Source organism: Hansschlegelia zhihuaiae (genome assembly GCF_004103825.1).
Lineage (GTDB): Bacteria > Pseudomonadota > Alphaproteobacteria > Rhizobiales > Methylopilaceae > Methylopila > Methylopila zhihuaiae.
This window is the reverse complement of record NZ_RYFI01000003.1, coordinates 145221-159943: the sequence shown is the minus strand read 5'-3', so window position 1 is coordinate 159943 and position 14723 is coordinate 145221. Positions and strand designations below refer to the sequence as shown.

Genomic DNA, 14723 nt, shown 5'->3' with positions numbered 1-14723 from the left:
TTCGTAACGCTCATTTGAACAGCGACGAAAGCGCGTCGAACGAAACGGCCGCGCCGACGCCGACGCCCGTCAGGATCAATCCGGTGAGATAGATCTTCGTCGAGCGGTCGTAGATGCGCCTTTCGAGCCCCTCGACCGGTAGCAGAAGCGAGAGCGCCCGCATCTGCAGCGCGACGCCTGCGAACAGCAGGATCATGGGCGGCGTGTCGTAGGGCTGCCAGGCGCCGGGGCTCGACGCCCATTGCGACAGGAAGCCGAGCGAGAACGAAACCGTCACGCCGAACGCCGTGATCGTGCCGTTGCGGAAGGTCGGGTCGATGCGGTCGACCGCAGGGGGCTTGGTCTCCGTCATGATCCCTTGCATTCCAGATGCGTGTCGAGCGCGCGGGTGAGCAGGTCGATCTGTTCCTGCTGCTTTGCGATAAGGCCGGCAAGGTGCTCGTCGCGCATCCGGTCGAGCTTCTCGTGCAGCGCCATGATCTCGATCTCGGCTTTGAGGTTGACCTCGTAGTCGAGGGCCGCGTTCTCCCGATCCTTCGCGGCCTGCCGATTCTGGCTCATCATGATGACCGGCGCCTGCAGAGCCGCAAGCATGGAGAGCAACAGGTTGAGGAAGATGAAGGGGTAAGGGTCGAACGGCCGCGTCAGCAGCCAGACGTTCGCGCCGGTCCAGAGAAAGAGAACCGCGCAGAACAGAAGGATGAAGGTCCAGGAGCCGCCGAACTCGGCGACGCGATCGGCGAGCCGGGCGCCGAGATCGGCGTCTCTCGCATGATCGGGAGGGCGGGCCACGACGCGGCGGTTGCGCGCGCTCTCCAGCACGCGGCGCTCGCCTTCGTGGAGCGTTTCCGCGCCGCGGCCGAGCCAGTGGAGAGCCTTATGGTGCAGGTCGGAGGTCGCCTCGTGCGCCATGCGCTCCTCCTTGTCCGAAACCTTCAGGCGGCCGCATGCGCGGGGGCGAGCAGCGCGCGCGTTGCGGCCGCCACGTCCGTCTGACGCATCAGGCTTTCGCCGACCAGCAGCGTGCGGCAGCCGACGACGCCGAGCCGCGCGACCTCGGCGGGCGTGAAGATTCCGCTCTCGCCGACGAGGATGCGGTCGTCCGGAATGTGGACGGCGAGATTTTCGGTGGTCTCGAGTGAGACTTCGAACGTGCGGAGGTTCCGGTTGTTGACGCCGACGAGCGTGGTCCCGAGCGGCAGCGCGCGGTCGAGCTCCTGACCATTATGAACCTCCACCAGCACGTCCATGCCGAAATCGGACGCGGCGGCGACGAGGTCGCGGGCCTCGCGGTCGGTGACTGCCGCCATGATCACCAGGATGCAGTCGGCGCCGAGCGCGCGCGATTCGGCGACCTGATAGGGCTCGTAGAGGAAATCCTTGCGGATGACGGGCAGCCGCGTCGCGTCGCGCGCCGCGACCAGAAACTCCGGCGCGCCCTGGAACGAGGGGCCGTCGGTCAGAATCGACAGGCAGGTCGCGCCCCCGGCCTCGTATGCGCGGGCCAGCGCCGGCGGGTCGAAATCCGCTCGGATCAGGCCCTTCGACGGGCTCGCTTTCTTGATCTCGGCGATCAGCGCCGTGCGGCCGGCGTCGAGCGTCTTGGCGATCGCGCGCACGAAGCCGCGGGGCGGGGAGGCGGCCTCGGCGGCCTTCCGAACCCCAGAATAGGGACGAACGGCCTTCGCGGCCTCGATCTCGCGACGCTTATAGGCGCCGATGCGCTCCAGGATGTCGCTCACGCCGCGATCTCCGCGTTCGAGACCCGGACCAGCGCGTCGAGCCGCGAATAGGCCGCGCCGCTGTCGAGCGAAGCGGCCGCGAGCGCCGCGCCTTCCGCAAGGGTCTTGGCGCGGCCCGCCACGATCAGGGTCGCGGCGGCGTTCAGGATAGCGACGTCGCGATAGGCGCCGGGAACGCCGTCGAGGACCGCGCGGAGCGAGGCCGCGTTCGCCTCGGCGTCACCGCCCGCGAGTGCGCCGACGGGATGACGCGAGAGCCCCGCATCCTCGGGCGAGATCTCGAAGGTGGAGACCTGCCCGTCCTTGAGCTCGGCGACCGAGGTAGGACCGGACGTGGTGATCTCGTCGAGGCCGTCGGAGCCGTGCACCACCCAGACATGTTCGGAGCCGAGCGTCCGCAGGGCCTCGGCGATCGGCTCGATCCAGCGCGGCGAGAACACGCCGACCATCTGGCGCTTCACGCCCGCCGGGTTCGAGAGCGGCCCGAGCAGGTTGAAGATCGTGCGCACGCCGAGCTCGGTCCGCGCTGGACCGACATGGCGCATCGCCGAATGGTGGTTCGGCGCGAACATGAAGCCGATGCCGGCCTCTGCGATGCAGGCCGCGATCCGCTCGGGCGGCAGATCGACGTCGACGCCGAGGGCCTTCAGCACGTCGGCGGAGCCGGATTTCGAGGACAGTGCGCGGTTGCCGTGCTTGGCGACCGTCACGCCGCAGCCCGCCACCACAAGGGCCGCGCAGGTCGAGACGTTGACCGAGCCCGCGCCGTCGCCGCCGGTGCCGACCACGTCGACGGCGTCCGCGGGCGCCGCGACGGGCGTCATGCGGGCGCGCATCGCCGCGACCGCGCCGGCGATCTCGTCGACGGTCTCGCCGCGCAGGCGCAGGCCCATGAGGAAGGCGCCGATCTGCGCGGGCGTGGTCTCGCCCGACATGATCTGGCCGAACGCGGCCTCGGCCGCGACTCGGTCGAGCGGCCGTCCTTCCGCGATCTGGGCGATGACCGACTTGAACGCTTCCATGGCCGTCTCGAGGCTCAGCCCGCACGACGCGCGACGGAGGCGCGGCGCTCGGCGTTCCAGGCGGCGGCGTCGGCCAGGAAATTGCCGAAGATCGCCGCGCCATGCTCGGACGCGATGCTCTCGGGGTGGAACTGGACGCCGTGGATCGGGAATTCGCGGTGCGAGAGGCCCATGATCAGGCCGTCCTCGGTCTCGGCCGTGACCTCGAGCGTCTCGGGGAGGTCGCTGCGCCGGACGATGAGCGAATGGTAGCGGGTCGCGCTCAGAACGCCGTTGATGCCGCGGAACGGTCCCCGGCCGTGGTGGAGGATGCGCGCGAGCTTGCCGTGGACGGGAACCGGCGCGCGCTCCACCACGCCGCCGAACACCTCGCCGATCGCCTGATGGCCGAGGCATACGCCGAAGATCGGCGTCTCGCCGGCGGCCGCCCGGATCAGGTCGCAGGAGACGCCGGCCTCGCGCGGCGTGCAGGGGCCGGGCGAGATGACGATGGCGTCCGGCCCCTCGGCCAGCACATCCTCGACCGAGATCTTGTCGTTGCGATGCACGGTCACGCGCGCGCCGAGCGCGCCGATCGCGTGGACGACGTTCCAGGTGAAGCTGTCGTAATTGTCGATCAGGGTGACGGCTGTCATCGCGCTCAAAGCCTCGGCGGATGGAGAAAGCGCGACGTCGCTTCGCCCGTCAAGGGCGTGACCCGACGGCCGCGGCCGTGAGAACGTCCGCCGCGCTCGTCAGTGCGGAACGCGCTCCATGTCCGGACCGTCGAGCGGCCGGCGCTCCACCCCGCCGCGCGGCATCGGCGGCTGGTCCAGGATGATCACGTCGTCGGAAGGCGCCTCGCGGCGCGCCGCGCCGGTCTGTTGCGGTTCGAACGGCTCGCCGCCTTGCTGCGCGGCGTCCTGCAGCGGCGAGCTCGGAGGAGGCGGGGGCGGCGAAGCCGGCGGGGCGGGCGGCTTGGCCTTGGCGGCGCGGGCCTGGATCTGGGCGCGCTCCTCCGGCGTCTTGGCGCGCGACATCTCCTCGGCGGTCTTCTCGTCGACCACGATGTCGCCCTTCTTGACCGTCTTGTCCTCGACGCCCGACAGCGCCTCGGCCCAGTTCATGCCCTCGGGCTTGCAGGAGCAGCCGGAGACGAACTCCTTGCGGTAGCGGAAGGCGTTTTCGAGTTTGGCGTAAGGCTGGCCGTCGACGTCGGCCGCGCCCTCGATCTTGCCGCCGGGATTGGGATAGGCGAACAGCTTCGCCTCCGCCCCAGGGCAGGTCGCCCGGCAGATCGCCTCGTCGCGGCCGAAGGCGTTGCGGGTCGTCTGGTAGGAGATCGGGAAGAAGAATCCGTCGCAGGTCCTGACGCAGACCGTTCGGAAGGTCGAGACCTTGGGCGTCTCGGCCGGATCCATCTCGGGTTCGACGACTGTCTCGCCGCCCGAAGGCTCTTCGGAGCTTCGGCCGCCGCCAAACAGCATTTCGAAGAAGCCCTTCTTCTCCTGCTGCTGCGGCGCGACGCGACGCTCGACCAGACGGTATTGCGGGCCGCAATGGCCGCGCGCGAGCGCGAACAGGAGCTCGCGCCGGCGCGGATCGCCGCCGCCGCCCTGCGCGGCTTGCGCGGACTGCGCCTTCAGCCGGTCGAGATTGATCTGCATCTGCTTGATGCGCGCGCCGAGCGGCTCGCATTCGGCCGGCGGCTCCGGCGCGAAGATGAAGCGGCGGCCGCAGCCGATGCCCTTGGCGTAGGCGCTGGTGCGGTCGAGCTCGCTCTGCTGGCGGGCGACCGATTGTTCGAGCTGGCGCGGGTCGGGCTTGCGCGGCCCGCTGCGGTCGAGCGCCGCGAGCCGGGCCTCGAGGCTGAGGCACTCCTCCGACGGTTCCTGCGCCCCGGCGCCCGACGCTCCGAGCACGGCCGCGAACGCGACCGCCAGAACGACGTTCGTCAGGATTTTCGATCTCATCCGCGTCCCTTGACCGATTCTTCGACGTCGCGCGCACCGGCCCCGCGAGCGTTCTAACCCGTCGAGGCCGTCGCGCACAGGGGCGCGGGAATGGGACCGAAGTGAGGAGGCGTCAGGCCGGAGCGTTGCTGCGCGTGATCTCGACACGGGCCTGTCCCGGCTTCGCTCCGAAGCGGCGATAGACGTAGCCCTCGTCGGTCGGCCGCGCATCCTTGATCGCGAGCGCCGTGATCTTGGCGTGGAACGGCGAGAGCGAGCAGGCCGGGTCGGCGTTGCGCGGGTCGCCCGTGATCGCGAGCGCCTGGCAGCGGCAGCCGCCGAAGTCGATCTCCTTGCGCGGACAGGAGGTGCAGGGCTCCTTCATCCAGCTCGTGCCGCGATAAGCCTCGAAGGCCGAGCCGTTGGTCCAGATTTCGCTCAGGCTCTTCTCAGTCACGTAGTCGAATTCGAGATGCGTGATGGTTTCGGCGGCGTGGCAGGGCAGCACCTTGCCCTGCGGCGTGACGTTGAGCGACTGACGGCCCCAGCCGCCGACGCAAGGCTTCGGACGGCGCGCATAATAGTCCGGGACGACGGCGTCGATGACGAGCTTGCCCTGAAGCTCCTCGCGCAGGCGCTCGACCGTCTCGGCCGCCTTCATGACCTGCTCGCGCGTCGGCATCAGGGTTTTGCGGTTTTCGAGCGCCCAGCCGTAATATTGCGAATGCGCGATCTCGACGCGCCGGGCGCCGAAATTCAGCGCCATGTTCACGAGCGCCTCGATGTTGTCGACATTGCCGCGGTGGATCACGGCGTTGATCGTCAGCGGCATGCCGAGCTCGAGCACCCAGCCCGCGAAGATCCGCTTCTTCTCGTGCGCGCCCTTGAGGCCCGCGATCTTGTCGGCGTTATCGCTCTCGGCGTCCTGGATCGACAGCTGGACGTGGTCGAGGCCGGCGTTCGCAAGCTCCTCGAGCTTCTCGCGCTGGACGCCGATCCCGGAGGTGATGAGGTTGGTGTAGAGCCCGACCTTCACGGCGTGCGCGGTCAGCTCGACGATGTCCTTGCGAGCCGTCGGCTCGCCGCCGGAAAGGTGGAGATGGAGCACGCCCATCGCCGCGGCCTCGGAGAACACGCGCTTCCAAGTCTCCGTGTCCAGCTCCCCGGAGCGCTTGTCGAGCTCCACGGGGTTCGAGCAGTAGGGGCACGAGAGCGGGCAGCGGTGCGTGAGCTCGGCCAGCATGCCGAGCGGCGCCGGCGGCGCGACGCGGGTCGCCTCCGAGGGATTGGGAACGGTCATGTCGTTCATGTCGTCCTCCTCTCCGGCGCAACGCGCGAACGCCGCGATCGTTGGCCGGGCGCCCGGCCTCAAGCCAGGTCGAGCACCCGCTTGTCAGCCAGATCGCGCAGCATCTTCTTCACGTCGCCGTCGATCTGCTCGCGTGGGGCCGCATAGGCCGAGGCGAGCTCTTCGACGATCATGTCCACGGTGCGCGCGCCGTCGCAGAGCTCCAGCACCTTCACCGCGATCGCGTCAGGCCGCAGCACGCGCTCCGGGGCGAGAAGCAGCCATTCGTTCCGCACCTCGTCACGCCGCAACCTGACGCCGCGCGGCAGCTTCGGCGTGGCGTCCGACGGCACGTCGGTCATTCCGCGGCTTCCCGGCGGACGGCGTCCGCCGGCTTGAACGCGTCGGGCCAGGGCTGCGCGTAGATGTAGGCGTGCTCAAGCGCGTCCAGCATGGCCCACAGCATTGAGCACTTGAATTCGAGCGCGCCGATCGCCGCCTGCTGCTCGGCCGGCGTCCTCGCGTTTTCCAGCACATAGGCGAGCGCGAAGTCGCTGTCGCGCTTGGCCTGCACGGGGCGCGCCGTGAAATAGGCGAGCGTCTCCGGGGTGACGTAGTCGTAGTTCGACAGCATCCCGGCGACGCGGGTCTTGATCACCATCGGCGAGAACAGCTCGGTCAGCGACGAGGCGATGGCCTCGAGCAGCGAGCGGTCCTTCACGAAGGACAGATAGGCGTTGACCGCGAACTTCGTGGCCGGCAGCGCGAGGCGGCCGGACATGACGTCCGCGCGGTCGAGGCCGAGGTCGTCGGTCAGCTTCAGCCATTTGGCGATGCCGCCCTCGCCCTCGCGCTCGCCGTCATGGTCGATGATGCGCTGGCGCCATTCGCGGCGCATTCCGGCGTCCTCCATCCGGGCGAGGATGTGGGCGTCCTTCTGCGGGATGCAGGCCTGGTAGAGGTAGCGGTTCAGCGCCCAAGCCTCGACCTCGCCGCGCGAGCACTCGCCGGACTGGAGCCGAAGCTGGAACGGATGGAGGTGGTGGTAGCGGGTCTCGCCAACCTCGCGGAGCCGGCGCTCGAGAGCTTCTGGCGCCAACAGGTCAGACATCGCGCAATCCTCCGCAACCTTTCAAGCCGCGGTGGACCCGCGGTCGTGGACGGACGCGGCCTCGCCCGCGGCGATCTCGAGCCCGTCTTCTGAAACCTCCCAGCCCCGCGCTTCGACCGCCCGCCGCTCCGGCGAGCCCTCGATCAAGATGGGGTTGGTGTTGTTGATGTGAATGTAGACCTTCCGGCTGACTTTCACAGCTTTGAACGCGTCCAAAGAGCCGTCGGGGCCCGAGATCGGCACGTGACCCATACGCCGCCCGGTCTTCACGCCGACGCCGGCGCGCTGCATCTCATCGTCCTCAAACACCGTGCCGTCGAACAGCAGAAGGTCTGCGCCCTCGACGCGGGCCAGCACGTCGTCATTCACGAAGGCGCAGCCGGGAATGTAGACCAGCCGCTTGCCGTCTTTCTTCACGACCGCGCCCACCGTGTCACCGGAGGTGTCGCCGATCGTCAGGTTCTCGGTCTCGAGATAGAGCGGCACCTTGCCGGGCGCGCCGAAGAATTCGATCGTCGCGTCGTCAATCGAGAAGGGCTTGCCGAGCTCCACCGTCCGGCGGGACACCACGTCTCTGGCGAGCACGCCGAAGATCGGGTTGGCGTCGAGCACCGCGGAAATCTGCGAGGTGGCGTACACCGTGAAGGGCGACCGCTCGCGCAGCGTGATCAGCCCGTCGACATGGTCCACGTCGCCATTGGTGAGCGCCACCGCCGAGATCGGCGTCTCGCGCAGCCCCGTCGGCTGGATCTGGCGCGTCGCGAGGATTTGCGACCTGAGATCCGGAGAGGCGTTGAACAGCGTCCAATGCCCGTCGCCGGTCTCGACCGCGATCGAGGACTGTGTGCGGGCCTTCACCCGCGGATCGCCGTCCCATGCGAGCGAGCACACCGGACAGCGGCAATTCCACTGGGGAAAGCCGCCGCCGGCGCCCGAACCGAGAACAATCATCCGCAACGACATGACGTCAGCCCTGCAGCGCGGAAATCGTCTCGACTTCAGTCACGGCTTGAGCTCAGAGCTCGGCCGGGCTGTACGACGTGACTTCGAGACCAACGGGGGTCTCTTCGACGATCGGGGCGGTCCAGATGGCCATTATAGCCTCCTAAGGTTTCCTGAGACTTTTGCGCCGAGCTCGAATTGCTTGTCCCTCGACGCGCTTCCGAAGATAGCTTTTGTGAGATCACGCCGCCAGCCGTGCGCGCCTTAAATCTTGGTAATCTCGGACGTGAGTTCCTCAAGAACTTCTTAGGAATGAGCGCGCTCCGGGATGATCACGCCGACGGCCAGACGCCGCCGAAACGCCACAGTTTCGCCGCGCTCGCACGACGGTTCTGAGCGCCCTAAACGCAAGGGTCGACCAGGTGAACCTCTGGCTCCGCCTCATCTTCCTCCTGATCGCGACCCCGTGGCGCGCGCGCCTGTCCGCGCCGTTCGACGTGTCGCGGCTGCGCTTCACGGTGCTGCCCACTGACCTCGACACGTCGATGCACATGAACAACGGCCGCTACTGGACGCTGATGGATCTCGGACGCGCAGACCTGCTGCTGCGGACCGGCCTGTGGCGCGCCGTGCTGAAGCGGCGCTGGACGCCGCTCATGAGCGCTGGCCTGATCCGCTTCCGCCGCGAACTCAGGCTGTTCCGCAGTTTCACGCTGGAAACGGAGGTCCTCGCCTGGAGCGAGGACCGCATCGTCATCGAGCACCGAATCCTGCGCGACGACGGCTCGGTGGGCGCCATCGCGCTGGTCGAAACCGGGCTCTATGACCGGGCCCGCCGGGCCTTCGTCCCCGTCGCGGAACTGATGAAGCTTTCAGGCGTGACCGCCGAAAGCCCGCCGCTCCGGCCCGACGTCGCGGCGTTCCTGGCCGCCGAGGGCGCTCTCAAGACGGTTACGTCCGACGGCCCCGCCGCGCCGCTTGACGCTTGAGCCGCGTAAGATCATTGTCCCGCGCCATGAAGACCGCCGGCCGCATCAACCGGATCGTCATTATCTGCGGATAGCGAAAGCTGGCCGCGGCGGTTTTTTCTTTATTTTTGAGAAAAGAGTGGCGCCCCGGCCCATGAGGAGGACGGAGCGTGACTGCGCTCAGGCTTTACAATTCCCTGACGAAGGCCAAGGACGTCTTCGCGCCGATCGATCCGGCCGACGTCCGGATGTATGTCTGCGGGCCGACGGTCTATGACCGCGCGCATATCGGCAACGCGCGTCCCGTCATTGTCTTCGACCTGGTGTTCCGCCTGCTTCGCCACGTCTATGGCGCGGACCACGTCACCTATGTCCGCAACATCACGGATGTGGACGACAAGATCAACGCGCGGGCGGCTGAGCGGGGCGTCTCCATCCGCCAGCTGACGGAGGAGACCGCGCGCGGCTTCCACGAGGACGTCGCGGCGCTCGGCTGTCTCGCCCCGACCCACGAGCCGCGCGCGACCGAGTTCATCTGCCGCGGCGAAGGTGAGCTCGACATGGTCAAGCTCGTTCAGCGCCTGATCGCCGGCGGCCATGCCTATGCGGCCGAAGGCCATGTCCTGTTCGACGTCTCCTCGATGCCCGCCTATGGCCGTCTCGCGCGCCGCTCGCTCGACGAGATGCAGGCCGGCGCGCGCGTCGAGGTCGCGCCTTACAAGAAGGGCGCGATGGACTTCGTGCTATGGAAGCCGTCGACCGAAACCGAGCCCGGCTGGGACAGCCCGTGGGGCAGGGGGCGCCCGGGCTGGCATCTTGAATGCTCGGCGATGTCCGCCGCGCTGCTCGGCGAAGTGTTCGACATCCATGGCGGCGGCATCGACCTGATCTTCCCCCACCACGAGAACGAGATCGCCCAGTCGACCTGCTGCTTCGGCCATGAGCGGATGGCCAATGTGTGGATGCACAATGGGTTCCTGCAGGTCGAGGGCGAGAAGATGGCGAAGTCCGCCGGCAATTTCGTCACGATCCGCGAGGTGTTGGCCGACTGGCCGGGCGACGTCGCGCGTCTCGCGATGTTCTCGGCGCATTATCGCCAGCCCATCAACTGGACGCTGAAGAGCCTGCAGGAGGCGGAGCGGACGCTCGGCCAGTGGTTCGACGCCGCCGCCTCGGACGCCGAGGCGCGGCCCGCGCCGGACGTGCTGGAGGCGCTCGCCGACGACCTGAACACGCCGAAGATGATCGCCGAGATCCACCGCCTGAAGTCCGAGGGCGCCCGCAAGGCGCTCGCCGGCACGCTGCGGTTCCTCGGCTTCCGGCCGGACGACTATGAGGCGTGGAAGGCGGCTTCCGCACCTGAGCCCGCGCTCCCGGTCTCCGAGATCGAGCGCCTGATCGACGCCCGCATCGCGGCGCGCCGCGAAAGGAACTTCGCCGAGGCCGACCGCATCCGCGACGAGCTGCTGGCTCAGGGCGTGGCCCTGAAGGACGGCGCCGGCGGCACCAGCTGGGAGGTCGTGCGTTGACGCGCGAGCGCCTTTACCTGTTCGACACGACGCTGCGCGACGGCGCGCAGACGGCCGGCGTCGACTTCACGCTCGAGGACAAGATCGAGGTCGCGGGTATGCTCGATCGCCTCGGCGTCGACTATGTCGAAGGCGGCTATCCGGGCGCCAATCCGACCGACACCGAGTTCTTCGCCGCGCCCAGGACCTCGCACGCCATCTTCACGGCCTTCGGGATGACCAAGCGGGCCGGGCGCTCCGCCGCCAACGATCCGGGCCTGCAGGGCGTGCTTCGGGCGAAGGCCGAGGCCTGCTGCTTCGTGGCCAAGAGCTGGGACTTTCACGTCCGCGAGGCGCTCGGAATCACGCTCGATGAGAATCTCGAGACCATCCGTGACACCGTCGCCGCCTCGGTCGCGGCCGGCCGCGAGACCATGGTCGACTGCGAGCATTTCTTCGACGGTTGGAAGGCCAACCGCGATTATGCGCTCGCCTGCGCGAAGGCGGCCTACGAGGCCGGCGCGCGCTGGGTCGTGCTCTGCGACACCAATGGCGGGACGACGCCCGAGGAGGTCGCCGAGATCGTGGCCTCGGCCGCGACCGTGGTTCCGGCCGGGAAGCTCGGCATCCACGCCCATGACGACATGGGGCTCGCGGTCGCGAACTCGCTCGCGGCCGTGCGCGCCGGCGCGCGCCAGATCCAGGGCACGCTGAACGGCCTAGGCGAGCGCTGCGGCAACGCGAACCTCACGACGCTGATCCCGACCCTGAAGCTCAAGCCGGATTTCGCCGAGCGCTACGAGGTCGGCGTCCCGGACGAGTCGCTGTCGGCGCTCGCGCAGCTGTCGCGCGCCTTCGACGAGCTGCTGAACCGGCCCTCGAACCGCCACGCGCCTTATGTCGGGGCCAACGCCTTCGCGACCAAGGCTGGCATTCACGCCTCGGCGATCCTCAAGAACCCGCGCACCTACGAGCATGTGACGCCGGACAGCGTCGGCAACCACCGCCGCCTGCTGGTTTCCGACCAAGGCGGCAAGTCGAACCTGCTGTCGGAGCTCGCCCGCGTCGGCGTCGAGGTCGACAGGTCCGATCCGCGGCTGGACCGGTTGCTAGCCGACGTGAAGGCGCGCGAGGCGCAGGGCTACGCCTATGAGGGCGCGGAGGCCTCGTTCGCACTGATGGCCAAGCGCGCGCTCGGGCGCGTGCCGGATTTCTTCACGGTCGAGAGCTTCCGCGTGATGGTCGAGCGCCGCCACAACGCGCTCGGCGAGCTGGTGACGATGTCGGAGGCGGTCGTGAAGGTCACGGTGGACGGCGAGCCGCTGATCACCGCGGCGGAAGGCATCGGCCCGGTCAACGCGCTCGACGTGGCGCTCCGCAAGGATCTTGGTCGCTACCAGCCCTACATCGCGGACCTTCGGCTCACCGACTACAAGGTCCGCATCCTGAACGGCGGCACCGAAGCCGTGACGCGCGTGCTGATCGAGTCGACCGACGGCGACGGCGAGGCGTGGACCACGGTCGGAGTCTCGCCCAACGTGGTGGACGCCTCCTTCGAGGCCTTGGTCGACAGCCTCACCTACAAGCTGCTGAAGGCCGGCGCGCCGGCGCCGTGAGCCGGCTCACTCGCCATAGGTCGCCGCGGCGAGCGGTTCGGAGCTGAACTGCCGGCGCCACAGCACGATCACGACCGCCGCCGTCGTGGCGATCAGCAGCCAGGGGCTCACGAACCAGCCGAGATAGGCGAGCGCGAAGAACAGCGTCCTGAGGCCCCGATTGAAATGCCTGCCGGCGGCGATGTTCATGCGCGCCGCGCGTTCGACCGCGATCTCCATCTCGCGGGAGCCGCGCTTCTCCTGCAGGGGCGTGCAGGCGATCAGGATCGAGCCGTAGTTGAACAGCCGATAGGCCCAGACGAACTTGAAGAAGGCGTAGACGAAGATGCCTGCGAAGCCGAGCACCTTGAGATCGTAGAGCTCCGCCGTCGTCTGAATGCCGAGCGGGAGCGCCGCGAAGATCTGCACCGCGTCGTTGCTCGCCCGCAGCGCCGCCAGCGCGCCGCCGACCGCGAGCAGCGACGTCGAGGCGAAGAACGCCGAGCCGTTCTGCAGCCCCTGATTGGTGATCGAGTCGGGCATCCGCGCGTCGCGTTCGGACATCCGGTCCATCCATTCGCGCCGCCGCCGCGCCATGGCCGAGTTGAGGCTGCGTCCGCCCCATTCGGACAGGAAGTGATAGGCGATCCAGGCGAGCAGGAAGATCGCGATCGCGACGGCGTCGAGCAGGGTGAGGGGACCGGGCATCGATCAGGATACTAGACCGCGGTTCGGCGCCGTCACAGCAGGCCAAGCGAGCGGAGTTCGGCGATGAGATGGGCTGGCAGGCCGGGCGCCTTGCGTTCGTCGTCGGCGAGGTCCGCCGGCGCCTCGTGGCCCGCGAGATAGCGCCAGCCCTGGAACGGCCGGCGCGGCGTCGGCCGCACGGCGGTGAGCTCCGGCTTCATCACCAGCTCGCAACGCTCGATCCCGTCCGCGCCCTTGACCTGCCGCAGATCGATCAGCGGCTGCCGGACCAGCATCACGCCCTTGATCACCCAATAGAGCGAGCCGCCGTCGAGCAACTCCGCGGCGCGCTTCGGCGCCATGCGGGTGGTGTGGACCTGCTCCTCGGGCGCGCCGCGGCGACGCCTGTCGGCCATGCGCTCCTCGATCCAGGCGCGGAGCTCCTCGGGCGAATCGCAGCCGACGCAGAGTTTTTGCAGATGGAGGGGCATGGGCGTGTCGATCAGAAGCCCGGCGCGACCTGCCATCCGGAGACGGTCATCTGGTTCCGGAGCGACTGGCAGGTCCGCACCGACACGCCCGGCAGGACGGGAATCCGGCGCTTGTTCGCCTTGGACAGGGCGTCGAGCGTCTCCTTGCAGGCGATGATCTCAAGCCCGCGCGCCCTGCCGGCCTTCATGTATTCGCGTTGCGCCGTCGACGTGCCCGGTATCACGACAATGACGCCCGGCCCGGCGAGCACGATGCGGAACTGGCGCCCGCGGCCGCCCTTCACGAAGTCCTCGCCGGCCCTCAACGCCCTGAGGAAACCGGACTGGTCGTGGTTGTAGAGCGTCGCATATTGCCTGTCGCCGGGCGCCGCATGGGCGGGCGACGCCACGAGCGCAAGCGCAAACGCAGCCGCCGCGCCCCGTGCGGCCGCACGAGGGCCGGGGCTCATTCTTCGAACGACAGCACGCCCTTGAAGACCTGCTCCAGGAAGTTGCGCTCCTGGCCGGCCGTCGGCGTGACGTTGGTGACGAGGTCGACCACGCGCCCGTCCTGCAGGCCGTAATTCGCGACGCGCTCCACCTTGCGGTCCGGCGTGAAATAGACCGCGAGCACGGTCTGCTCCGTGATGGACGGGTTCATGAACGCGACCGAACGCTTGGTCTTCTGCGTGATGTAGTAATAGACCTCGCCCTTCAGCGTCGCCGTGGTCGAGGGCGTGCCGAGCACGACGAGCACCTGATCCTGGCTCGAGCCGACCGGCACCTGCTGGAGCGCGTTCGGGGCCATGACATAGCCCTTGGTCTGCTCCTCGGCGCACCCCGCAAGCGCCAGAGCCGCGGCGAGCGCCGCCATGCGGACGGTCGTCGTGTTCAAAAAGCTCATGCCCGAACGTCCTCCCGAAACGCGACAGCAGCGGCGAGCACGGCTCCGTGATCGAAAACCGCCTCTCCCCCCGAGGCTTGTCCCTCCGCCGGCCTTGGCGTAACCCGCAGGCGGTTACAGTTCAACAGGCGGGGCCCTTTCTCCCAAGCGGAGACGGCGCGTCGCGGATCTGACAGCCATGATCTTCGGACGTTTGAGGAAAGCCGGGCCAGACGCCTCCCGCGAGGCGGAGTCGGTCTACGATGCGATTGTGGCGGCGGCGCGCCGCCCGGCGTTCTATGTCGGGCTCGGCGCCCCCGACACGCTGCCGGCGCGCTTCGAACTCATCGTGCTGCATGTCGGGCTCGCGCTGCGTCGCCTGCGCGCCGGCGGACGAGCGGATTTCGGGCAGGCCCTGTTCGACGCCATGTTTTGTGCGCTCGACGCGAATCTGAGGGAGCTCGGCGTCGGCGACCTCACGGTTCCGAAGCGGATGAAGGCGATGGCCCGTTCCTTCTATGATGGTCTCGCGGTCTATGACGAGGCGCTCGACGCCGGGGACCGGGCCGCGCTCGA

19 protein-coding genes are annotated in these 14723 nt (G+C 68.5%); 4 read left to right on the top strand and 15 right to left on the bottom strand.

Annotation, left to right across the window (positions count from 1 at the left end; translation table 11 throughout):
- Positions 1 to 10: 10 nt before the first annotated feature.
- From EK403_RS04665 to pqqA, 11 genes are all read right to left on the bottom strand, one after another.
- The gene (locus EK403_RS04665) at positions 11 to 352 is read right to left on the bottom strand and encodes a hypothetical protein (protein WP_164919495.1); all 342 of its coding nucleotides are present in this window, start codon (positions 350 to 352) and stop codon (positions 11 to 13) included.
- Positions 349 to 912, bottom strand: a complete 564-nt coding sequence (locus tag EK403_RS04660; RefSeq protein WP_128776335.1) for a DUF1003 domain-containing protein — start codon at positions 910 to 912, stop codon at positions 349 to 351. The genes EK403_RS04665 and EK403_RS04660 overlap by 4 nt, the downstream gene beginning before the upstream one ends.
- Before the next feature lie 23 nt (positions 913 to 935).
- Positions 936 to 1742 (bottom strand): indole-3-glycerol phosphate synthase TrpC, encoded by an 807-nt coding sequence (gene trpC, locus EK403_RS04655; protein WP_128776334.1) that lies wholly within the window; start codon positions 1740 to 1742, stop codon positions 936 to 938.
- On the bottom strand, positions 1739 to 2764 hold the full coding sequence (trpD, locus tag EK403_RS04650; RefSeq protein WP_128776333.1) for an anthranilate phosphoribosyltransferase: 1026 nt from the start codon (positions 2762 to 2764) through the stop codon (positions 1739 to 1741). The genes trpC and trpD overlap by 4 nt, the downstream gene beginning before the upstream one ends.
- Before the next feature lie 14 nt (positions 2765 to 2778).
- Positions 2779 to 3399: an anthranilate synthase component II gene (locus tag EK403_RS04645; RefSeq protein ID WP_128776332.1), complete on the bottom strand. Its 621-nt coding sequence runs from the start codon at positions 3397 to 3399 to the stop codon at positions 2779 to 2781.
- Positions 3400 to 3498: 99 nt separating this feature from the next.
- A complete protein-coding gene (locus tag EK403_RS04640; RefSeq protein WP_128776331.1) occupies positions 3499 to 4716 on the bottom strand; it encodes a DUF2865 domain-containing protein in 1218 nt (405 codons plus the stop codon).
- Between the two features lie 112 nt (positions 4717 to 4828).
- On the bottom strand, positions 4829 to 5995 hold the full coding sequence (gene pqqE / locus EK403_RS04635; protein ID WP_245479524.1) for a pyrroloquinoline quinone biosynthesis protein PqqE: 1167 nt from the start codon (positions 5993 to 5995) through the stop codon (positions 4829 to 4831).
- A 68-nt stretch (positions 5996 to 6063) separates the two neighbouring features.
- On the bottom strand, positions 6064 to 6345 hold the full coding sequence (gene pqqD, locus EK403_RS04630; protein ID WP_128776329.1) for a pyrroloquinoline quinone biosynthesis peptide chaperone PqqD: 282 nt from the start codon (positions 6343 to 6345) through the stop codon (positions 6064 to 6066).
- On the bottom strand, positions 6342 to 7094 hold the full coding sequence (pqqC, locus tag EK403_RS04625; RefSeq protein WP_128776328.1) for a pyrroloquinoline-quinone synthase PqqC: 753 nt from the start codon (positions 7092 to 7094) through the stop codon (positions 6342 to 6344). The genes pqqD and pqqC overlap by 4 nt, the downstream gene beginning before the upstream one ends.
- Positions 7095 to 7115: 21 nt before the next feature.
- A complete protein-coding gene (pqqB, locus tag EK403_RS04620; protein ID WP_128776472.1) occupies positions 7116 to 8051 on the bottom strand; it encodes a pyrroloquinoline quinone biosynthesis protein PqqB in 936 nt (311 codons plus the stop codon).
- Between the two features lie 58 nt (positions 8052 to 8109).
- Entirely contained in the window at positions 8110 to 8190 is an 81-nt protein-coding gene (gene pqqA / locus EK403_RS23760) for a pyrroloquinoline quinone precursor peptide PqqA (RefSeq protein ID WP_128776471.1), read from the bottom strand.
- A 268-nt stretch (positions 8191 to 8458) separates the two neighbouring features.
- Between pqqA and EK403_RS04610 the strand changes: the two genes are divergently transcribed.
- The 3 genes from EK403_RS04610 (at position 8459) to cimA (ending at position 12128) form a co-directional block, all read left to right on the top strand.
- Positions 8459 to 9025, top strand: a complete 567-nt coding sequence (locus EK403_RS04610; RefSeq protein WP_128776327.1) for a thioesterase family protein — start codon at positions 8459 to 8461, stop codon at positions 9023 to 9025.
- A gap of 149 nt (positions 9026 to 9174) precedes the next feature.
- Positions 9175 to 10533: a cysteine--tRNA ligase gene (gene cysS, locus EK403_RS04605; protein WP_128776326.1), complete on the top strand. Its 1359-nt coding sequence runs from the start codon at positions 9175 to 9177 to the stop codon at positions 10531 to 10533.
- Positions 10530 to 12128, top strand: coding sequence for a citramalate synthase (cimA, locus tag EK403_RS04600; RefSeq protein ID WP_128776325.1), 1599 nt, complete (start codon positions 10530 to 10532; stop codon positions 12126 to 12128). Before cysS ends, cimA begins: the two co-directional genes overlap by 4 nt.
- Before the next feature lie 6 nt (positions 12129 to 12134).
- Here cimA and EK403_RS04595 read toward each other — a convergent pair whose 3' ends face one another.
- The 4 genes from EK403_RS04595 to EK403_RS04580 are packed head-to-tail and all read right to left on the bottom strand — an operon-like array spanning position 12135 to position 14168.
- Complete coding sequence (locus tag EK403_RS04595; protein WP_128776324.1) at positions 12135 to 12815, bottom strand: DUF599 domain-containing protein; 681 nt, start codon at positions 12813 to 12815, stop codon at positions 12135 to 12137.
- Between the two features lie 32 nt (positions 12816 to 12847).
- Positions 12848 to 13285 carry a DUF1489 family protein gene (locus tag EK403_RS04590; RefSeq protein ID WP_128776323.1) on the bottom strand — a complete coding sequence of 146 codons (438 nt, stop codon included), beginning with the start codon at positions 13283 to 13285 and terminating at the stop codon, positions 12848 to 12850.
- An 11-nt stretch (positions 13286 to 13296) separates the two neighbouring features.
- Positions 13297 to 13674, bottom strand: a complete 378-nt coding sequence (locus EK403_RS04585; RefSeq protein WP_128776322.1) for a hypothetical protein — start codon at positions 13672 to 13674, stop codon at positions 13297 to 13299.
- Positions 13675 to 13730: 56 nt separating this feature from the next.
- Positions 13731 to 14168, bottom strand: coding sequence for an outer membrane protein assembly factor BamE (locus tag EK403_RS04580; RefSeq protein WP_245479507.1), 438 nt, complete (start codon positions 14166 to 14168; stop codon positions 13731 to 13733).
- 178 nt (positions 14169 to 14346) lie between these two features.
- Between EK403_RS04580 and EK403_RS22205 the strand changes: the two genes are divergently transcribed.
- Positions 14347 to 14723 (top strand): ubiquinol-cytochrome C chaperone family protein (locus EK403_RS22205; RefSeq protein WP_245479506.1); only part of this gene is annotated, 377 nt, incomplete at its 3' end.